Source organism: Micavibrio sp. TMED2, from assembly GCA_002168225.1.
Taxonomy (GTDB): domain Bacteria; phylum Pseudomonadota; class Alphaproteobacteria; order TMED2; family TMED2; genus TMED2.
The window spans coordinates 351,652-371,057 of the sequence record NHBH01000009.1; the positions used below are offsets into that span (position 1 = coordinate 351,652).

General features: G+C 57.6%; 19 protein-coding genes and 1 pseudogene. 6 read left to right on the plus strand and 14 right to left on the minus strand.

Going from position 1 to position 19,406, the window contains the following annotated elements:
• Positions 1–2: 2 nt before the first annotated feature.
• The 4 genes from CBB62_13395 to CBB62_13410 are packed head-to-tail and all read right to left on the minus strand — an operon-like array spanning position 3 to position 3,674.
• The gene (locus tag CBB62_13395) at positions 3–1,073 is read right to left on the minus strand and encodes a sodium:calcium exchanger (protein OUT39379.1); all 1,071 of its coding nucleotides are present in this window, start codon (positions 1,071–1,073) and stop codon (positions 3–5) included.
• The gene (locus CBB62_13400) at positions 1,070–2,320 is read right to left on the minus strand and encodes a cytochrome P450 (GenBank protein ID OUT39817.1); all 1,251 of its coding nucleotides are present in this window, start codon (positions 2,318–2,320) and stop codon (positions 1,070–1,072) included. The genes CBB62_13395 and CBB62_13400 overlap by 4 nt, the downstream gene beginning before the upstream one ends.
• Before the next feature lie 2 nt (positions 2,321–2,322).
• Complete coding sequence (locus CBB62_13405; GenBank protein ID OUT39380.1) at positions 2,323–2,808, minus strand: signal peptidase II; 486 nt, start codon at positions 2,806–2,808, stop codon at positions 2,323–2,325.
• Positions 2,805–3,674, minus strand: a complete 870-nt coding sequence (locus CBB62_13410) for a cation transporter (protein ID OUT39381.1) — start codon at positions 3,672–3,674, stop codon at positions 2,805–2,807. The genes CBB62_13405 and CBB62_13410 overlap by 4 nt, the downstream gene beginning before the upstream one ends.
• A 47-nt stretch (positions 3,675–3,721) precedes the next feature.
• Here CBB62_13410 and CBB62_13415 point away from each other — a divergent pair, with 47 nt between their 5' ends.
• Positions 3,722–4,072: a transcriptional regulator gene (locus CBB62_13415; GenBank protein ID OUT39382.1), complete on the plus strand. Its 351-nt coding sequence runs from the start codon at positions 3,722–3,724 to the stop codon at positions 4,070–4,072.
• 273 nt (positions 4,073–4,345) lie between these two features.
• Positions 4,346–4,786: pseudogene (locus CBB62_13420) on the plus strand (MerR family transcriptional regulator).
• A 599-nt stretch (positions 4,787–5,385) separates the two neighbouring features.
• Here CBB62_13420 and CBB62_13425 read toward each other — a convergent pair.
• From CBB62_13425 to CBB62_13460, 8 genes are all read right to left on the minus strand, one after another.
• Positions 5,386–6,153, minus strand: coding sequence for an oxidoreductase (locus CBB62_13425; GenBank protein ID OUT39818.1), 768 nt, complete (start codon positions 6,151–6,153; stop codon positions 5,386–5,388).
• 171 nt (positions 6,154–6,324) lie between these two features.
• Positions 6,325–7,689 carry a hypothetical protein gene (locus CBB62_13430; GenBank protein OUT39383.1) on the minus strand — a complete coding sequence of 455 codons (1,365 nt, stop codon included), beginning with the start codon at positions 7,687–7,689 and terminating at the stop codon, positions 6,325–6,327.
• A complete protein-coding gene (locus CBB62_13435) occupies positions 7,686–8,375 on the minus strand; it encodes a riboflavin deaminase (GenBank protein OUT39384.1) in 690 nt (229 codons plus the stop codon). Before CBB62_13435 ends, CBB62_13430 begins: the two co-directional genes overlap by 4 nt.
• Before the next feature lie 80 nt (positions 8,376–8,455).
• Positions 8,456–8,851, minus strand: a complete 396-nt coding sequence (locus tag CBB62_13440; GenBank protein OUT39385.1) for a cupin — start codon at positions 8,849–8,851, stop codon at positions 8,456–8,458.
• 21 nt (positions 8,852–8,872) lie between these two features.
• Positions 8,873–9,511: a transmembrane reductase oxidoreductase gene (locus CBB62_13445; protein ID OUT39386.1), complete on the minus strand. Its 639-nt coding sequence runs from the start codon at positions 9,509–9,511 to the stop codon at positions 8,873–8,875.
• Between the two features lie 26 nt (positions 9,512–9,537).
• Positions 9,538–10,299, minus strand: a complete 762-nt coding sequence (locus tag CBB62_13450; GenBank protein OUT39387.1) for a 4-carboxymuconolactone decarboxylase — start codon at positions 10,297–10,299, stop codon at positions 9,538–9,540.
• 108 nt (positions 10,300–10,407) lie between these two features.
• On the minus strand, positions 10,408–11,304 hold the full coding sequence (locus CBB62_13455) for a LysR family transcriptional regulator (protein ID OUT39819.1): 897 nt from the start codon (positions 11,302–11,304) through the stop codon (positions 10,408–10,410).
• Positions 11,305–11,437: 133 nt separating this feature from the next.
• Positions 11,438–11,896 carry a TetR family transcriptional regulator gene (locus tag CBB62_13460; GenBank protein OUT39388.1) on the minus strand — a complete coding sequence of 153 codons (459 nt, stop codon included), beginning with the start codon at positions 11,894–11,896 and terminating at the stop codon, positions 11,438–11,440.
• Between the two features lie 392 nt (positions 11,897–12,288).
• Between CBB62_13460 and CBB62_13465 the strand changes: the two genes are divergently transcribed.
• Positions 12,289–12,642 carry a hypothetical protein gene (locus CBB62_13465; protein ID OUT39820.1) on the plus strand — a complete coding sequence of 118 codons (354 nt, stop codon included), beginning with the start codon at positions 12,289–12,291 and terminating at the stop codon, positions 12,640–12,642.
• Here CBB62_13465 and CBB62_13470 read toward each other — a convergent pair.
• Positions 12,639–13,499, minus strand: a complete 861-nt coding sequence (locus tag CBB62_13470; GenBank protein OUT39389.1) for a 2,5-diketo-D-gluconic acid reductase — start codon at positions 13,497–13,499, stop codon at positions 12,639–12,641. The genes CBB62_13465 and CBB62_13470 overlap by 4 nt on opposite strands.
• 467 nt (positions 13,500–13,966) lie before the next feature.
• Between CBB62_13470 and CBB62_13475 the strand changes: the two genes are divergently transcribed.
• From CBB62_13475 to CBB62_13485, 3 genes are read left to right on the plus strand one after another with little or no spacing between them, the layout of a single operon-like run.
• Positions 13,967–14,659, plus strand: coding sequence for an aldehyde dehydrogenase iron-sulfur subunit (locus CBB62_13475; GenBank protein OUT39390.1), 693 nt, complete (start codon positions 13,967–13,969; stop codon positions 14,657–14,659).
• A 2-nt stretch (positions 14,660–14,661) separates the two neighbouring features.
• Positions 14,662–15,615, plus strand: a complete 954-nt coding sequence (locus CBB62_13480) for a molybdopterin dehydrogenase (protein ID OUT39391.1) — start codon at positions 14,662–14,664, stop codon at positions 15,613–15,615.
• Between the two features lie 4 nt (positions 15,616–15,619).
• Positions 15,620–17,821 (plus strand): xanthine dehydrogenase, encoded by a 2,202-nt coding sequence (locus CBB62_13485; protein OUT39392.1) that lies wholly within the window; start codon positions 15,620–15,622, stop codon positions 17,819–17,821.
• A 15-nt stretch (positions 17,822–17,836) separates the two neighbouring features.
• Here CBB62_13485 and CBB62_13490 read toward each other — a convergent pair whose 3' ends face one another.
• Complete coding sequence (locus tag CBB62_13490) at positions 17,837–19,378, minus strand: xanthine dehydrogenase (GenBank protein ID OUT39393.1); 1,542 nt, start codon at positions 19,376–19,378, stop codon at positions 17,837–17,839.
• Positions 19,379–19,406 lie beyond the last annotated feature (28 nt).

Consider the following 19,406-nt stretch of genomic DNA (forward strand, 5'->3'; position numbering starts at 1 on the left):
CTCTAGCGCTGCTGGTCCGATGCGCCTGGGCTGCCTCCGGATTCGGCTCCGCCGCTCTGTCCGTTCTGCCCGAACGGCTGCACCCAGAAAACGACGGTCGCCACGAACAAAGCGTAGACGACCGGGAAGCTGAGAACCTGCCACCGCCTGAAGCCGGTTTCGCGCACGCGCCCCCACCAGATGAACGCGGCGTAGAGTGCCGGCATGATCGCCACGAAGGCCAGGCTCACCCAGAACAGACGCAGGTCCTGGATCGGCATCGCAATGATCGTGAGCGGGATGAAGGCGATGGTCATGGTGGCGGCCATATCGCCGATGACGTCGGTCGCGGCCGCCGTGATCTGGCCACGGCGCGCGAGGGTCCATGTGGCGAAGACCTCCGGCAGCGCCGCCACCGGCGCTGTAATGAACAGCCCGCCGATGATCTTTGAAATACCAAGCGCGCTGACAATCTTTTCGGTCGAGAAGACGATGAAGTAAGCGCCGACTGCGAGCGCCGCCAAACCGCCAGCCGCGAGCCATCGTTCGCGCCGGCTCCACTCGACCTGCTCGCCTCCCTTCCGGCCGCGCAGAAGCGCCTGCGCGAGATAGGCCAGGTACGCAATGAGCAGGATCCAGCCGTCGATTGGCTGGAGGCCCCGCCACGGTTCTGGAAGCGTCAGCAGGGCGACGACGACGAGGATGCCGAGATACGGCAGCGCCTGCACGGTAACTGCCCCGGGATCCACGGGCAGGAAGTGCTCGCGCAGATGCCGTTCGTGATCGCGATGCTCTCCGCCAAGCTCCTTCTTCCGTGTAGCAAGATAGGCGGTGGCGAGCAGGATCGGAACGACGATGATGTTGGCGCCCAGCATCGCGCCGAGACCGATATCGGCAACGCCGCGAAAGGCGCTCGTGATGTTGATTCCGACCTCCGGGCTCGCCGTGGCGAGTCCGATGAACGAGCCACCGGCCGCGACGGAGAACCCCCATTGGCGGCGCAGCTTCTTCAGCGGGTCGGCTAGATGCTCCGCGCCCCAATGCGCCGCCCAGACGGCACCCAGCAGAACAGCTGCCCAAAGGACCGTGCTCATCGCTCATCAGGCCTTACATTGCTGATCACGAACCGGCTTTCCGGGAGTGCCGGCAGTCTCGACATATCGATGCGCAGGTCCTGGTCCGGCACATCGAAGACGATCTGTTCCGTAAGGAACTCGCAGGCCACCTTCATCAGTTCGATCGTGATCCATTCGCCCGGGCAGCGATGGTTCCGGTGGTGGTCGCCGCCACCCTGAGGAATGAAATGGAAGGGGCTGCCATCCCAACCCTGAAATCGCTCCGGCCGAAACTCCTCCGGCGCATCCCATGCCCGCGGGTCGCGGTTGGTGCCGTATAGATCAAGGACCACCCGCCGGCCACGCGGGAACCGGTAGCCCTTCCACTCAAAATCTCGCCTTACGCGCGCCATCACGGCGGGGAAGAAGGGATACCGGCGCCGGACCTCCTGCACGAAACACTCGAGATATCCGTCGTCGGCCCGAAATTTTTGACGGCAGGTTGGAAACTGGTGCAGCGCGTGGGCGGTGAACGTGATGAAGACGGACACGGCAACGGTCGGACGCAAGATGTTCAGCAGTTCCACCGCAGCTATTCGTGGACTCAGCATCTGACCATCCGGCCCGCGCCATGTGGAGATTACGCGCGCCGGGCTTTGCTCCGGCAGGTCCAGACGGCCCGCGCGGACCTGCTCTACGATGTCCGAAATCCACTTGTCCGACAGCTTGCGGGACAGGCGCGACCACCAGTGCCTCGGTCCGGTCGCCCCCGCGGAATCGAACAACGCGGTCAGTTCCGCCGTGCGCCGACGAACCTCCTTCTCTGGGAGCGGAACGCCCGCCCAGGCGCAAACGGCCCGGGTCAGGATTTCCTGGACCTCGTCATAGAGGACGACACGGTCCATGCTCGCCCAATTCCGGGCATGGATGCGCCACTGCTCGGCGCTCAGCTCTCCGAGATGCTGGATCCGCTCGGGGGTCATGAGCGCCATGAACATCTGCTTGCGATGCCGGTGTGCCTCATCGTCAAGCCCCTGAACGCCGCCCCGGCCGAAGAGCGTCTTTTGAACTCGGCCGGGCGCCGCACCACGCCTGACGAACCGCTCCTGATCGTAGAACAGCTCTGCGGTCTCCGGCCCCGTCATGCAGATCGTCCTGCGGAGCAGGAGACGGGTCTCGAATAGGTCGGTCCCGTAGTGGCGGCACCTCTTGGAAATCAAGCCATAGGGATCGCGGAGCAGCGCCAGCGTGCTGTCGAAATCCTCATCGCGCGGCATACGGGGCACGGTCATCCCTCCTCCGGCTCCCCTTGTCGCTGCTCTTGCGGAGCGCGAAAACCGTCCAGCAGAAGCAGGGCAACTCCGCTGACAACAGCCACGTCAGCGAGGTTGAAGGCGGGCCAGTGATAGGCCCCGAGGTAGAAATCGAGAAAGTCCGTCACGGCCCCGTGGCGCAGCCGGTCCAGCACGTTGCCGAGGGCCCCGCCGATCAGCAGCCCGAGGGCAGCGGCGACCAGCCGGTTCTGCGCTCGCCACAGCCAAACGGAGAGCGCCGCCACAATGGCGAGGGCGAGCAGTGCGAGCACCCACCATGGCGCCCCACCGAACATTCCGAAGGTCACTCCGGAATTCTGACCGCGCACAAGATTGAAGAAGGGAAGAACTTCCACGCCGGCGGCGAGAGCGGGGGAAGCGACGACGATCGCCTTCGAGCCCTGGTCCAGAGCGAACGCAGCCACGGCGCACGCGACGCCAAGTCGGCGGACGGCGCTCATGTCCTCTCCCGCAGATCGGCCCGAGCATCGCGGACGATCAACCATGAGGATTGCAGGAACAGCCCGGCGATCACGGCCGCAACCACAAGGTCGGGCCATGCCGTTCCGGTCCAGGCAACCAGGCCCGCCGCCACGACGACCGCGGCGTTGCCGATGGCGTCATTGCGACTGAAGAGCCAGACCGCCCGCACGTTGGCGTCTCCTGTCCGGTGAGGCAGCAGCGGAAGCACTGCGACCACGTTGACCACCAGCGCAATCACTGCAAACAGGCCCATCAACTCCGCCTCGGGCTGCTGTTGGACCAGGATGCGGTACGCGGTGTTGGCGAGAACCCCCAGGCCGAGAGCACCCAGAAACAGGCCCTGGATCAGCGCGGAGCGGGCTCGCCACGCCAGAGACCAGCCAATCGCGAGAATGCCCAGGAAGGTGATCAGGCCGTCGCCAAGAAAGTCGAGCGCGTCGGCCTTCAACGCCTGCGATCCCGAGATGAATCCGCCGACCGCCTCTACAACGCCATAGCCGATGTTCAGGAGGATCACGATCCACAGCGCCCGCTTGTAGGCCGGGGTGATGTGCGCCAAGTCTTTCGGCAGGTCGTCGATGTCGCCTTCGCCGTCAATTGCGGGCCTGTCCAGGCGGTCCAGCCGATAGCCGATCCCGGTCACAGCGCGCTCGACCTCGGGCAGCCGTGTGGCGGGATCATCGACGCGCAGCGTCATGATCTGCGTTGCCGTCGAGACCTTCACGTCTTCCACCCCGACCGAGCGCACGGCCTTTTCGATCTTTCCGGCGCAGGACGGGCAATCCATGCCGGTGACCCGGTAGCGTTCGGTCTCGGCTTTCTCCGTTGCAGCTGCTATGTTCATGGCCACACCTTCTCTGTTCCTGAAGGATTATATCATTCGTGGATGATATGTCGAGCGATGCCGAACTGGTTGGGCGGGCCGATGCCCACTCTGTCCTGCTACGGGCGAAGCTGTTCCGGGGGCTGGCCGATCCCTCGCGCCTGTTCATCCTGGAGGCTTTACGCGCAGGGCCCCTCTCGGTTGGAGAGATCGTCGCAATAACGGGCTTGTCGCAGTCGAACGCCTCGAACCATCTCCGCTGCCTGAGCGAATGCGGTCTCGTAACTGGCGACCCACATGGACGCTTCGTCTACTACCGCTTGAGCGATTCGCGCTCGGAGGAGCTGTTGCTGCTTGCAGACGAGCTGCTCAGGGACGCGGCAAGCGGCGTCGATGCTTGCAGAAACTACGACGAGTAGTATCCAGGCTAAGAAACTGTGACTGCCGACTCGTCCCGCCTCTGCGCCGAGATCCGGCGCGATCCGCACCATGAAAAGCCATGAGGGTCGGCGGAGTTTCAACCCGAAGAAGCTACCAGGGTCACATCAGCTGTTCATGCCTGACACGGTCCAGTCGCAGGCGGCTTCGCTTTTTGCTTCCGTCATCGTTTTCCCTCGGACCCGAGGGCGCAGTTGTGGTCATCGAATCTGGAACATAATGTCTCTAGCAACTACAGACTTAGGGGGAATCTGATGCTGACCATCGGAAAGCTCGGGGCACAGGTCAGGGTGAAGGTCCCGACCATTCGCTATTACGAGCAGATCGGTCTTTTGCCCGAGGCCGAACGCAGCGCGGGAAACCAGCGGCTCTACGGCCGCAAGGCCCTTGAGAGGCTGGCCTTCATCCGGCACGCACGCGACCTGGGCTTTACCTTGGAGGCGATACGCGACCTCCTGAGCCTGTCGGGCAGGCCCGACCAGTCCGGTGCCGCCACGGCTGCCATCTCAACGGCGCAACTGGCCGGGGCCTGAAGCCGCCTTGCCAAGCTAAGCGCGTTGCAAGGGGAGCGCGAACGCATGGTCGTACCATGTGCGGGCGGTCGGATCACCGATTGCCGGGTCATCGAAGTTCTGGGGGATCATTCCCTGTGTGCGACCGATCACCGGCATCCGGAGAGCGAGGTGATATCGTGACCGCATCCGGCACCCTCGCCATCTACGCCGGTGCCGCTCTGGCGGGCCGAGGACGATGGTTGGCTGATCAGGGGCGCGACCACAGATTGACGAAGTCGATTGCCGCACTGCGCCACCGACCTTGTGCTATGATGAACCGCTCCGGATGAAATCCGCTCCTCCAAGACAGCCGTCGTATGTATGTTTAAAATCAATATCCTAGTGTGGAGAAGGTTGGATATCAGGCCCACTCCCTCCAAGATTTACGAAGCAATTCGCCACGATTCTCCTGGATTCACTCGTGAGCGCTATTCTTTGCACAAACCAGTCAGATTGTTGCGCAATGGTGAGCAGGGCTACGTGAAATGTCCGCATGAGCGCGGCTGGCCACTCGCGTTTGCGAACTGCGTAAAGCTGCGCATACGAGGAAATGCTTGGGAGTGGGCGGGAGTTGTGGGCGATTCGCCACGGCTTATCAGAGAGTTAGAGGATGAGTCCTCTCCCTCCGCCATGCATTTCTCTCTGTTTTTCTAGGTTTCCAGGTCTCTGTATTCGTTCAAAGAATACAAAGGCATGGCGCCTGGTTCAGGGTACTGAACCAGCCGCGCCCACGAGTGAACTTAATGCGCGGTGAAGCCGCCATCGACGGCAAGAACCGAACCGACGCAGAAACTGGCAGCTGTGCTCGACAACCAGATTACAGCCGCCGCGACCTCTTCGGGGCGACCAAGGCGACCAATCACCTGCCGCTGCATCAATCGCTCAATGTTCTCCGGCTGATTATTCTTCATCTCGGCAACCATCGGCGTGTCGATTGTACCGGGGCATACTGCGTTGATACGGATGCCGTGGGCAGCGTTTTCCAAGGCTGCACTTTTGGTCAAGCCAATCACGCCGTGCTTGCTGGCATGATAGGCCCCCAGCAACTGCCCGCCGATAAGGCCACCGATTGACGCACAATTTACAATCGAGCCATGCCCCTGTTTGCGCATCTGTACAACCTCATGCTTGGTTGAGGCCCAGATACCGCGCAGATTGATATCCATAACCCGATCATATGCCTCTGCGGATTGCTCATGCATCTCGATCGGCGGTGCCTGAACACCGGCATTATTGTAGGCCATATCAAGCTTGCCCCAGCGTGCCACCGTCTGTTGCACAGCTTCTGCGACCTGTGCCTCATCCCGCACATCGCATTGCAGTGCCAGCGCATCACCGCCACCTGCTTTCAACTCTTCAGCAAGTGCAGACACTTCGTCCACATTCACATCCAGCAGGGCAACTGAGGCCCCTGCCTCTGCGTAAAGCAATGCAGCAGCCCGCCCCATGCCAGTGGCGGCGCCGGTCACCAGCGCTGTTTGGCCAGAAAAGTCATAACTCAATGACATCATATATCCTTTCGAAAAAACCGATGGGCCAATGCATATGCCCATGGCTGAAAGGTAGTCATTTGCGGTGGCGCTATCATGTGCGCAACTGCTCTGCCGATCATGATCCAGGCTCATCAATTAACAAACCAGACGGCTTTCTTGTCGAGATGAAGTCCGATTATGCGCAAGCTACGCCTCACTGACCGATCGCTTGCTCAGAAAAATCATTGATGCTGCGCCGAGCAGACTGAAACCGACCGTGACAATCACCGCCTCATGCCACCCCGTAAAGAAGGCTTCACCTTGCATATTCGCAATCATGATTGAGATCATGGCGATGCCAAGCGCCGACCCGAGGTAACGTGCGGTATTATTTGCAGCGGAGCCCATGGCGGAACGATCAGCCGGCACGGTCTGAACCGCTTCATGCCCGAGTGAGGCATTCAGGATGCCATTCGAGACACCTGCAATAAACAAGCCGGGCAAGACAATCATCCAGCTGCTGTCGCCACCGATACCAATCAGTAAAAACTGGCCGAGACCGCAACCAAACAGGGAAACAATCACCCATTGTCGGGCCGAGACCCTGTCCGGCAGAAATCTGGCGCCGAGCGCGGACAACATGGTCATCCCTGACCAGGTTACCAGAATAAGCGCAGCCGCAATCGGTGCAACATGCAGCCCCCGAACCAGTACTGTCGGCACCATAGACACAAGCGCCAACACACCTGCCCCGGACGCAAATGCTGCAATCGTTGCGCTGTTGAAATCAGGCAAGCGGAACAAGTCAAGCTGCAGAATTGGATTACCGACCCGTCGCTCAACCCATATGAATGTCAGGATCAGGAATAAGCCGATTACTGCAAGAGCAACGACAAGCGCAACAGAGCCAAGCCGGGCTTCGGTCAGTGCCGATAACAAGGCTCCCAGTCCAACGATCAACAGAACGCTGCCGGGCAGGTCGACTTTGCGGCCGGTTCTGGGGCTTTCCGGCAAGCGCAGCATGGCCATGACCCCCAGCAGTGCCGAGATCATAGCAATAAGCCAATGAGCAGACGGCCAGCCACCGACAGGCAAAAGCAGTGATGCAATAATCGGTCCTGCGGAAACGCCTGCGCCAATTGATGACGCCCAGATCGCAGCTGCATGTCGCCGGTCGGGGCCGGTATATATCTGTCCTATCAGACCAAGGCCGCAGGCCATTATGCCGGCACTGCCCAGCCCCTGCATGACGCGCATTGCAATCAGCATGACGCCGGAGGGTGAGAGCGCGGCCGCAATCGAGGCCAATGCTGTCAGCCACAAGCCGCCGACAAAAGTGCGCCGTCGACCATGGGTGTCGCCCAGAGCGCCTGCCGTCAGCAATCCGCATGCTGCACCGAGCGGCATGCCGCTCATGATCCATGCCTGTTCTTCCGGTGACAGTGCCAGAGCAGCCGTCATCGCATCCAGAGTAGTCAGCGGTAGTGTAAAAACCACCAATGACAGGAATGTTGCTATGGCGATAATTGCCAGAGGCCATTTCGCAGGTTTTGCGTTCTCGTTATCGGTCATTGTCTGTCGGCCTTGATAACACGGTGCCGCAACCAGACTGCCCCGTCCTGCATTTGTTCGACGCCGATCAACGCCAGTTTTTGTGCCATTGTACGACCGTGTCGATCATAAATCGCGGGTACGCCCTGCTGACCGTCAACGACCGGGAAGACCAGCGTGCTGGCCTCATCGATCATACCGGCAACGAGAAACGCTCCATTCAGTTCCCCGCCCCCTTCAAGCAACAGGCGTCTTGCCCCAAAGGCCTGAGCGATACGCTGAATAACCTGGGCAATCTCGTCGCCCTCAGGACCGGCAAAGAATATTGATATCCCAAGCGCCGTCAGCGCATCCACATGGCTTTGGGCTACCCGGTCCGAGAGGACCAGTACCAGATGATCGCCTTCAATCTCATCACTTTCGGGGCGCAGCTTTCCATACCGATCAAAACAGATACCAATCTGACGATCGCTGCGCGCACCGATCAGGTCTGAACGATACAGTGCGCGGTCGGCCAGAGCCGGACGATCCGAGGCCACATAGTGTTCCATCGTTTTGCGCCCGACAATCCAGCCGTCAGCATCAAGGCGCTCGGCAGCTGCATCATAGAGGTTCATCAACGCCGCCTCCCCTGATGGCCAGCGTTCCGTCAACAGACGGCCATCAAGGGAAGTGATCATATGACAGATGATTTCGGGTCTAGGCATAACCAACCGTTTCAGCACTGTTTAGCTGCACGTCGCACCGCATAGGTCTGGGATTGACACTCAAGGACCGGGAGAAGCAATCAGCCCTTGTAATCCTCGTCTGACACCTGCTCCAGCCAGGTTACGGGACTGCCGTCGATACTTTCCTGTATCGCGATGTGGCTCATTGCCGTGTCCGGTTGCGCTCCATGCCAGTGTTTTTCGCCAGCGGGAAACCATACGACATCCCCTTGGCTGATCTCTTCTATCGGGCCATCTTCACGCTGAACCCGTCCCCTGCCAAATGTCACAATCAGGGTCTGGCCAGCCGGGTGCGTATGCCAGGCAGTGCGGGCGCCCGGTTCAAACGTCACATGGGCACCGCTGGTCCGACCCGGTTCCTCAGCTGCGAACAGCGGATCGATACGAACTGTACCAGTGAAATAGTCATCGGGGCCGGGGGCTGATGGATTGGTACCGGAACGAATGATTTTCATGAGTTCTCCTTAATCTGCATCTCACTGATGCAATTTCTCAAAATGATAGGTCAATGCAGGTCCGCCGGGTTGGCTGTATGCCAATTCTGCGGTCACCATGGCGAATGGCTCGGCAAAACGGCCGGTGATAAGCCCACCTGCTTCCAATGGCTCAAAACCGATATCGCGGATCAGCTCGCCGGCAATATCCTTGGCACCGGCATCGTCACCATAAACCAGCAATTGCGGTGCAGGCTTCTGACCCTTGCGCGCAAAAACAGGGCGGAAGCTCTCGGATGGGCTGGTGTTGAAGCTTGATACCCAGCGCGCTTTCGGGCGCATTTCTGACAGTTTCTCGGCACCGGAAGTCGTCTTGCCCACAACGATATCCGTATTGCTGTCATCAAGGGGAATACAGCAATTCAACACAACCTGCCCGGCCATGTCGCCAGCCTGATCGAGCACATCCGGAATGCGGGACCAGTGAACCGCGAGCAGGATTACGTCTGCGTTCTGCACGGCCTGTGATATGGAACCCCAGGATGCGTTACTCTCAGTCGCCAGACGCTCCAGCTTCGCTGCATTGCGGGCATAGGCAAAGGTTACGTCATGCCCGCATTGCGCCCATAATTGGCCCAGCTTGCCGCCCATCAGGCCTGATCCCAGAATAGCTATTCTCACTTGCTTCCCCTGGTATTGCACCACACTCAGTCAGCGCGGGATTGAAACACCTCTTTGGCCACCGGCAATGCCGAAAACACTTTTGGCCAGCCGGCATAAAAGGCCAGATGAGCCAAGACACCGCCAGCCTCTTCCTTGGTCAGACCGTTATCCATGGCCCGGTTCAGGTGAAAGGTCATCTGTTCCGGCTGACCAGCGGCAATCAGTGCTGCCACAGTCACAAGGCTGCGATCCCGCGGAGCCAGATCCGGACGCAACCACAAATCCAGAAACAGCAATTCACGCGTATTATCAACGACACCCTGACTGACATCACCATAATTGCCAGACACCGCTTTTTCACGTGCGGCCTCGGCCTCTTCATTCAATGGCAACAACTCTGGATCCACAACCGGCAAGTCTTCCGGCTTTACACCGCGCTCTGCAAAAACCGGCGCGGCAGCTTCAGTCGCAGCGATCGCATTGCCCCAACCGGTGTAGAAAGCCAGATGCGTAATGGTTTCTGAAATTTCAGCGGGTGAAACACCAGCATCAAGCGCTAACTCAATATGCTCTGCCAGATTGCCAGTCTCGTGTCGGGTCATCAGCGCCGCAAAGGTAACCAGCGCGCGATCCCGGGTTGAGAGCTCGGCTCCCTGCCAAACCTCACCGAACAGATTATTCGCACTGTATGCTTCCAATGCTGGCGCAACCTGCCCAACACTTTTAGGCAGGGTTTTGCTCATATCCTGAGCGGCAGCACTCGATGCAATCATCGCCAATGCGGTTGCGGTTAGGTAGGTCTTCATGCCGGAACTCCATCTACTGGTTATCATTACCTGTATGATGTGGAGTTGTGCCGCCCAAGCTTAATACCGGAAACCATCAAGCCACTCATGATTTGTAATCATGAATGTTCAGCCACGTTCACGCAGCGCATCAAGCACGACCTGAAATGCCGATGATGGTCGCTGACGACTGGGATAATAGAGGTGGAAGCCCGGAAAATAGGGCGAATAATCCTCAAGACAGGTTTTCAGCTCACCAGATGCAACATGCTCAGCGGCAAGACGTTCGGGCAACAAGGCCAGACCATGACCATCCTGCGCCGCCCGCATAATCGGATTGATCGTATTGAAACAGATTTGCCCCCTTACCTTGACGCGGATGTCATTGCCGTCTGCATCCTCGAACTCCCATGCATAAAGCGCTCCATGGGTCGACAACCGAAGATTGACGCAACGATGCTCGGCCAGATCCTGAACCTTGGTTGGCACGCCAGCCTCTTCAAAATAGGCCGGTGAGCCGACACAGATCATGCGCTCATCCGGCCCGATACGCATGGAGATCATACCCTCTCCGACCTGTTCGCCATAGCGCACACCAGCATCGCACTGGGACTCAGCGAGGTCGGTGTAGCCGTAATCCATGACGAACTCGACATTGACCGATGGGTGCTCCTTGATAACCGGCGACAGCTTGGGCCAGAGCAGTGTTTCAATGGCATACTCCGTTGCCACAATTCTGACCGTACCGGTCGGCTGGTCTCTGGCATCGTTCAGAGCCTGAAGCCGTGCCTCGATCTTCTCAAAGCACGGCCCTATGGTCGCCAGAAGGTCTTCGCCCTCAAGCGTGGGGGATACTGCTCGTGTCGTACGGGTCAGCAGGCGTAAGCCAAGGCGCTGTTCCAGCGCCTTGATCGTATGGCTCAGCGCCGACTGTGAAACATTCAGACGGGCTGCGGCTTTGGTAAAGCTACGCTCTTCCGCAACAGCGGCGAGCGCAATCAGATCGTTGATATTTTCGCGCAGCATAAGGGTGGCTCTGACCTGCTGGTCAAGGATCATGTCATTCTCCCTTCCAGACTATCTGCTGGTCGCGCCGGAAGTCTATACATATGCCCGTGATCGAGAAGCCGCGGACATAGCCCGCGGCCTGTATCGATCATCAGTTTGCGTATTCTTCATCGGTGACATGTACACCCCATTCAACGGCAGAGCCGTCAACGGTTCCCTGCATCGCATAATGGGTCACGGAAGTGCTGTCTGTTGCACCATGCCAGTGCTCAACACCGGGCGGGCACCAGACCACATCGCCTGCCTTGATGACCTGTTTGTCATGCCCACGTTCCTGGGTCCAACCGGTGCCATGGGTTACGACAAGCATCTGCCCTGCAGGGTGGGTGTGCCATGCAGATCGGGCACCGGGCAGAAATGTTACTTCGCCGGCACTGACATCATTCATTTCTGGCGGGAATACCGGGGCCACGAATGATGTTCCGGTAAATACTTCAGGGCTGCCGATTTGCCCGCCTCGATCCTCGCTATGCGTAATCACAACGGATTGTGCAAAAGCAGCTGGAGCGATGAGGGTGAGAGCAAGAGCAGTACCAATAATTCGAAACATGACAGGTCGTCTCCGTTTGTGAGAGGCGGCCTCGCGGCCTTCCGGCCAGGGCTCATCCCGTGCCTGTCCATAAACCTATTGGCACAAGGCCAAAGGATAATGCCCTGCAATCGGAAAACACAGATGAGCACAACTCATAAGCCTACGTGCGCACCTAGCTCATCGGGATGAATAAGTTGTCTACTCATGAGCAAAAGCCATAGATGGCTTGAAAAATGGATGTATTCACTAAAGCAGCAGAATCACATATAGCCAGATCAGGATAAATCGCGGAGAGCCCCGGGAAAATGCGACGCACAATTATCAAGGCCGTGATGTTGGCCAGCGCAATGATTGCCTTGAATCTCGCGCAGCCTCTTGCCTTGGCCACCGATGCAGCGGAGAAGAAAGCAATGACGCGGATTAAATTCATCATCGGCACTGACGAACTCTATGCAACGCTTGATGACACTGCATCAGGTCGCGATTTCGCCAAGTTGCTACCGCTGGAACTGACCCTGTCGGACTATCACGGCATAGAAAAAATAGCAGACCTGCCAAGGAGGCTGGACATCACAGGTGCCCCGGCAAGCTTCGCCGCTTCGCCGGGTGACATCACGCTATACGCCCCGTGGGGAAATCTCGCGATCTTCTACAAATCGTTTCCGGCGACAAGTGGCCTGATCCGCCTGGGTGCCTTTGACGGCCCGATTGAGATGCTGCTCAAGGATGGCAAGTTCCGGATCCGTATTGAGCAAACCGATTAAACCTTGCCGCTATAGACCGGGAAGACACTGGCATCGCCATAGTCTTTTGCGGTGATTGCCTTCAGCGTTTCCATATCCTCGGCCGCAATCTCGAAATCCACATCAGCATTGATCTTCATGTGCTTCGGATTTGCGGTCTTGGGCAGGGCCAAAAGGTCAAGCTGGAGGATATATCGGATGCAGAGTTGCGGAATGCTGACATCATATTTTTCCGCCATGGCTCCGATCTCGGCATTGTCGAGAATCTTGCCGTGTGCAATCGGGGAATAGGCTTCGACCAGCATCCCCTGGCTCTTGGCATGGTCAATCAGCTCAAACGGCGTATTGCCGATATGGGCAAGAATCTGGTTGATCATCGGCTTGACCGTCGCATGCTCGATAAGGTTGTCGAGGTCGGCTTTCTGGAAGTTTGATACGCCGATCGCGCGGACCTTGCCGGCCCCAAGCGCTTCTTCCAGCGCTTTCCATGCTGCGAGGTTGCCATCAAAGTAACGGTCCGTATCGCCGAAATTACCCCAGGGTTGCGGGCTGTGGATGATCATCAGATCGATGTAATCGAGCCCCAACGTTTCTAGAGAGCCATCAATCGCGGCCTTGGCACCTTCGTAGTCCTTGATCCCGGCATCGAGTTTCGTTTGCACGAACAATTCATCTCTTGGCACGCCACAGCTGCGCACGCCTTCACCAACGCCGCGCTCATTGCCATAGGCCTGAGCAGTGTCGATATGACGATAGCCAATCTCGACTGCAGCCTTGACTGCCTCAGCCGCCTTGTCGTCATCAATCATCCATGTACCGAGCGCGAGCTTTGGAATGGCAACGCCATTCGGCAATGTTTGCGTATCTTGCAATACCATTTTCGAGTTCCTTTCTCTTGTAGCTCCTGAGAGCAATATCCAATGGAGCGACCGCAAGCCGCTCCTTTGGCATTAACTTAGTTAGAGAAGGCTGCCGGTATAATCCGGCTGAACTCACAAACACTCATGAGGCTCACTCATTAATTGCCGATTAAATTGATTGTCCGCATATCCGCGATGAGAGGAAACCAACATGGGACGGACAATTTCTGCGATGAGTTCAAGCGGAATGCTGTGCCAACAGAAATTCTACCAGATCGCCCGGCTCATCACGTTTCATTGTTGGAGGCATTTTCGCTGTTTTGATTGTTGTTTGAAATTTTACGGCTTCTGGAAAGCAGGGATTATAGCGGCTTTATGATAGGTTATATGAATTGAAAACATAAGTTTTATGCGATTTGGTTGCATAGACTTACTGAAGGAATGACCTACCTTGGAATTATTATAATTAAAATTCAGGGTAGGTCATGCGTCGCAAAAACACGTCAGAATCCGGTTCATTATCACCGGTAGAGAGAGCCGATAACAGGCTTGAAATCACCCGTCGTGAGTTGATGATATTCGGCAGTGCAACAGCTACGGTGTTCCTCTTGCCCAAAAATTCCAGTCTTGCAGATGAAATAGCCCAGAATAACGGCGTGATTGATCGTACCGGCGTTTCCGAAATCGCCCTGACGGTAAATGACGAGACCCGGAGCATGGTTGTCGATAACCGTGTGACCCTGCTCGACGCGCTGCGCGAGGGCATGCAACTCACCGGCACCAAAAAGGGCTGTGATCATGGCCAGTGCGGTGCCTGCACGGTGATGGTCAATGGCCGCCGGGTTAATTCCTGCCTGTCGCTCGCCGTGATGCATGAGGGTGATGAGATCACCACAATTGAAGGGATCGGTAAGCCGGATAATCTCGATCCAATGCAGGAAGCCTTTATCAAGCATGACGGCTATCAGTGCGGTTATTGCACTCCGGGCCAGATTTGCTCTGCCAAGGCTACGCTTGAGGAAATGAAAGCAGGTATTCCTAGCCATGTGACCAAGGACCTGACCGCATCTGTTCAATTCAGTGCTGCCGAGGTCAAGGAGCGCATGAGCGGGAACATATGCCGCTGCGGTGCATATGCGAATATCATGGATGCAATCGCTGATGTGGCGGGGGCCTGATCATGCAGACATTCAGTTTTGAAAAAGCCTCGACACCTGAAGCTGCCGCTGCCGCGGCTGCCAGAACGCCCGGTGCCAAGTTTATCGCCGGCGGCACCAATCTGCTTGATCTGATGAAGCTGGAGATCGAGACGCCCGCACATCTGATTGATGTGAATGGCACCGGACTTGATACCATCGAGGAAACATCCGATGGGCTGCGGATCGGGGCGCTGGTTCGCAATACCGATCTTGCTGCGCACCCTCTGGTTCGCAAAAATTACCCGCTGCTGACCCGTGCGCTGGTCGCCGGGGCGTCAGGTCAGTTGCGCAACAAGGCAACGACGGCTGGCAACCTGCTGCAGCGTACCCGCTGTCCGTACTTCTATGACACCAACATGCCGTGCAATAAACGCAAGCCCGGTTCTGGCTGTGCCGCACTGGAAGGCTTCAACCGGCAGCTTGGTATCGTCGGTGTCAGTGATCACTGTATCGCAACGCATCCGAGTGACATGGCGGTTGCCATGCAGGCGCTTGATGCCGTGGTTGAGACTATCAGTGCTGAGGGTGAGATCCGGCAAATCCCGATCGACGCGTTTTATCGTCTGCCGGGTGATACCCCGCATATCGAAAACGTCCTGCAACAGGGTGAGTTCATCACCGCTGTGCATCTGCCGCAGCCGCTTGGTGGCTGGCAGATGTATCACAAGGTACGTGATCGGGCGTCCTACGCCTTTGCGCTGGTTTCTGTCGGTGTCGTGATCGGCAACAACGGCCTTGCACGGGTTGCGCTGGGTGGGGTTGCTCCCAAACCCTGGCGCAAGAAATCTGCCGAGGCGAAGCTGCATAGCGGTGGAGCCAGTGCGGTAATCGCCGATCTGCTTGGGGGCGCCAGAACGACCGAACATAACGCCTATAAAGTCACGTTGGCGCAACGAACGCTGGCTGGCCTGATCAAAGAATACGAGGAGGCCTGAACCCATGCTTTTCGATAAACCGGCAGGCAGCAATGCTGCTGATAAAAAGGTCGTCCTCGGTCAAGCCGTTACCCGGATTGATGGCCCGCTGAAAACCACCGGTCTCGCGCCATATGCCTATGAGCGTCATGACGTGTCAGCGGCAGAGCAACTTTATGGTTATCCAGTCGTCTCAGGCATTGCCAAGGGGCGTATCCTGTCCATGGATACCACGAAGGCGAAAGCGGCACCGGGCGTGGTCGATGTGATCACAACCCTTGATATGGATCGCCTCGGGAAGACGAATTTCCATTATGCCTATCTTTTCGGGGGTGATCAGGTCGAGTTTTACCATCAGGCGATTGGCGTTGTCGTCGCCGAAACCTTCGAGAAGGCACGGGCTGCTGCCAATCTGATTGAAACGAAGTACATGGCTGACACCAGTGCCGACTTCGATTTCTCCACACAGGGGCGTGAACTTGCCAATCAGGATGTGGAGCCGGAAGCCTCTGTCGGTGATTTTGAAACGGCATTCCGGGCGGCACCGGTCAAACTGGACGAGACCTACACGACACCCGGGCAAAGCCACACGATGATGGAGCCACACGCATCGATTGCGGAGTGGAAGGGGGGCAAGCTCTCGCTCTGGACATCAAACCAGATGATTGAATGGGGGCGTCAGGCGGTGGCAACCATTCTGGATATGTCTCCCGATGATATTCTGCTGGACTCTCCGTATATCGGTGGTGGGTTCGGAGCGAAGCTTTTTGTCCGCGTTGATGCGGTTTTGGCAGCTCTTGCTGCTCGTAAAACCGGCCGCTCGGTCAAGGTGATGTTACCGCGACCAATCATCGCCAATAATACCGCGCACCGCGCAGGCACAATTCAGAAGATACGGATAGGTGCGGATCAGGACGGGCGGATCATTGCGATCGCTCATGACAACACGTCATACAATCAACCCTACGGTGACAAGGGTGAGAACAGTACCGCTCCGACACGTGCGTTTTATGCCGGTGATCATCGTTTGATCATTGATCGCAAGGTGACGATGCACATGCCGGAATCCCACGCCATGCGTGCACCCGGTGAAACTGCTGGTCTCATGGCCCTCGAGATCGCCATGGATGAGATGGCTGAGAAGCTGGGCATGGACCCGGTCGAGTTCCGGGTGGTCAATGATGTTCAGTACAATCCTGAGAAGCCGGAACAGCCTTTCTCGCAACGCAATTTTGTCGAAACATTGCGGGTTGGTGCTGAACGGTTCGGATGGGCAGATAGAAATACAAAACCCGGACAAATGCGTGACGGCCATTGGCTGATTGGTCATGGCATGGCCGGTGCGTATCGTGAAGCTCCTGTAATGGCATCCGGCGCGCGTCTTCGCCTGCAGCCCGGACCGAAGCTGGTTGTTGAAACCGACATGACCGATATCGGCACCGGTTCATACACAATCATCGCCCAGACCGCGGCTGAAATGCTTGGTTTGGCGGTAGAGCAGATCGAGGTGAAGCTGGGCAGTTCAGCGATGCCGGTGTCTGCCGGCTCTGGCGGACAATGGGGCGCTGCCAGCAGCACATCCGGTGTCTATGCCGCCGCCGTTGCGCTGCGTCAGATTATTGCCGAACGCATCAATCGTGATCCTGATGATTTGGTCTTCAGGGATGGCATCGTGACGGTTGGCAATGAGAACTATGCTCTGGATCAACTTGTTGAGAACACTGAAATTGTTGCCGAAGACACGATACGGTTCGAAGGTATCCGTAAGCAGGAACTGTTCTCGACCTTCGGCTCGCATTTCGTTGAGGTCGGTGTCCATGCGGCAACCGGTGAGATCCGCGTTCGACGGATGTTGGCGGTCTGTGATGCCGGTCGCATTCTGAACCCGCTTACTGCGCGCTCACAGGTTATCGGTGCGATGACCATGGGCGTCGGTGGTGCCCTGATGGAAGAGCTGGCACCGGACACCAAATACGGTCTGTTCATCAATCACGATATGGCCGGTTATGAAGTGCCGGTACATGCCGATATCCCTGAACAGGAAGTGATCTTTCTCGATTATGAAGATGAAAAATCAAATCCGCTGAAGGCAAAGGGGATTGGCGAGCTTGGTCTTTGTGGGGTTTCTGCTGCTGTGGCTAATGCTGTTTATAACGCCACGGGGGTACGGGTTCGCGATTATCCGATTACGCTCGACAAGTTTCTCGCTGATATGCCTGCCCTCTGAACCTGCGGCATCTTCTTACCGGTTCAGGTCTTGCGCGGTGTCGATATCAACCGCGCATTCTGCTGGCATATCCAGTGTCGCGGTGTTTTCCAGCTGATTGAACAGCTGCTTGGCACCGCGATCGCCGGTCAGCTTTTCAAGCGCATCAAAAAGATGGGCCGAGAACATGGCCGGTGGCGTTGTGGTGTCGGCAAAACGTGACATGACGGCGGGACGCTCCGGCGTGATCAGATCACGCAAATCAAACAGATGAACATCCGGTATGTTGGGCATGTCGCCGAGCAGCACGAGTGCATGTGTCGGGTCACTACCATTGTCACGGATCGCCGATATGCCGGCGGCCAGGGAGCTGGCCATGCCGGATGCTGCATCTTGATTGACCACAACCTGCCATCCGGCCTCAATCAAGGCATTGGCCCGCGCTGTATGGTCGGCTTTGCCGTCCGCTTCACCAGCATCCGGTGGGACAACGGCAATGCGTGCTGTGACCTGTTGGTGGCTGAGGGCCAAGGCTGCGTGATCAATCACCCGGCGCCCTTTGTACCCGGCCAGCAGTTTGTCGCCATCGGTGAAGCGGCTGGAAGCACCGGCAGCCAAGAGGATCAGCGCTGTATCATGCAGCGGTGCATAGGTTCTGAGGTGATAGGCCTCGATGATTTCCGCCAGTATGGATACAGCCAGCAATGACGCATCCCGCATCGCCTTGATCAGGCCGACCGGACCGTGGATGCGTTTGATCTGATGCGTTGGCACGGCATGATCAGCCAGTCGCTGGCAGCGTTCTGTATGGCTGCGCTGGCTACCCACGGCGCCGACATAAAATGCCGGTCCCTGCAGGACCTGCTGTAACAGGCTGGTTTCCCAGTCGTGATCATGAAACGCGAGCAGAAAGGCGGTCCAGGGATCATCCTGCAGTTCAGGCAGGTGCTCGGGACTGGTTAATTGAACAAGGTTATCCAATCCCAGTCTCTTGCCTTCCTCGATATCCTCGCCGTCGCGTAGCATCAACGTGGTTTCGATGCCATTGGCACTCGCCAGCCGGGCCAGTGCCAGACCATCTGCGCCGCGACCGGCAATACGCAACTTCAGCCTCGGCGTGTATCGGAAGGTCATGCCTGTCGCTGGTATCCCCGATGAGGCAACGGCAAGGTTGCCGTTATCATCGAGCGTGACCAGAACGGTCTGTCGCGCGGCAAGCCGATCATGACTGGCGCGGATAACATCTTCGTTGGCATCGGGGACGATCATGACCTCGATCATGCCGCCGCAGGGAAGGGGCAGGTCAATGAACGGGGAGCCACGGCCATATATCAGCCGTTTCACTGTCCCGGTCCTCAGGCAGTCTACGGCCTGTGATGCAACATCGGCATCAATGCAGCCGCCGGAAATATAGCCTGCTTTTTGACCATCGGCGCTGACCAGCATCATGGCTCCCGGTGCCCGCACGCCGCCGCCCTCGGTCGCGATCACAAAGATGATTGCGACCGGGCCATGGCATCGCCACTCAAGCCACTGGCTGAGAATGTGTTCGGGATGTTCGAGATATGGCGTGAGCATCAATGACAACCTGCCGGAATCGGGGAAA

What these genes read in the sequence shown, in the direction of transcription:
- CBB62_13455 (OUT39819.1), bottom strand. Translation starts at nt 11,304, where the DNA reads ATGCTGCGCGAAAATATCAACGATCTGATTGCGCTCGCCGCTGTTGCG.
- CBB62_13450 (OUT39387.1), bottom strand. Translation starts at nt 10,299, where the DNA reads ATGAAGACCTACCTAACCGCAACCGCATTGGCGATGATTGCATCGAGT.
- CBB62_13435 (OUT39384.1), bottom strand. Translation starts at nt 8,375, where the DNA reads ATGCCTAGACCCGAAATCATCTGTCATATGATCACTTCCCTTGATGGC.
- CBB62_13395 (OUT39379.1), bottom strand. Translation starts at nt 1,073, where the DNA reads ATGAGCACGGTCCTTTGGGCAGCTGTTCTGCTGGGTGCCGTCTGGGCG.
- CBB62_13430 (OUT39383.1), bottom strand. Translation starts at nt 7,689, where the DNA reads ATGACCGATAACGAGAACGCAAAACCTGCGAAATGGCCTCTGGCAATT.
- CBB62_13470 (OUT39389.1), bottom strand. Translation starts at nt 13,499, where the DNA reads ATGGTATTGCAAGATACGCAAACATTGCCGAATGGCGTTGCCATTCCA.
- CBB62_13410 (OUT39381.1), bottom strand. Translation starts at nt 3,674, where the DNA reads ATGAACATAGCAGCTGCAACGGAGAAAGCCGAGACCGAACGCTACCGG.
- CBB62_13480 (OUT39391.1), top strand. Translation starts at nt 14,662, where the DNA reads ATGCAGACATTCAGTTTTGAAAAAGCCTCGACACCTGAAGCTGCCGCT.
- CBB62_13460 (OUT39388.1), bottom strand. Translation starts at nt 11,896, where the DNA reads ATGTTTCGAATTATTGGTACTGCTCTTGCTCTCACCCTCATCGCTCCA.
- CBB62_13465 (OUT39820.1), top strand. Translation starts at nt 12,289, where the DNA reads ATGACGCGGATTAAATTCATCATCGGCACTGACGAACTCTATGCAACG.
- CBB62_13425 (OUT39818.1), bottom strand. Translation starts at nt 6,153, where the DNA reads ATGTCATTGAGTTATGACTTTTCTGGCCAAACAGCGCTGGTGACCGGC.
- CBB62_13485 (OUT39392.1), top strand. Translation starts at nt 15,620, where the DNA reads ATGCTTTTCGATAAACCGGCAGGCAGCAATGCTGCTGATAAAAAGGTC.
- CBB62_13440 (OUT39385.1), bottom strand. Translation starts at nt 8,851, where the DNA reads ATGAAAATCATTCGTTCCGGTACCAATCCATCAGCCCCCGGCCCCGAT.
- CBB62_13415 (OUT39382.1), top strand. Translation starts at nt 3,722, where the DNA reads ATGTCGAGCGATGCCGAACTGGTTGGGCGGGCCGATGCCCACTCTGTC.
- CBB62_13490 (OUT39393.1), bottom strand. Translation starts at nt 19,378, where the DNA reads ATGCTCACGCCATATCTCGAACATCCCGAACACATTCTCAGCCAGTGG.
- CBB62_13405 (OUT39380.1), bottom strand. Translation starts at nt 2,808, where the DNA reads ATGAGCGCCGTCCGCCGACTTGGCGTCGCGTGCGCCGTGGCTGCGTTC.
- CBB62_13475 (OUT39390.1), top strand. Translation starts at nt 13,967, where the DNA reads ATGCGTCGCAAAAACACGTCAGAATCCGGTTCATTATCACCGGTAGAG.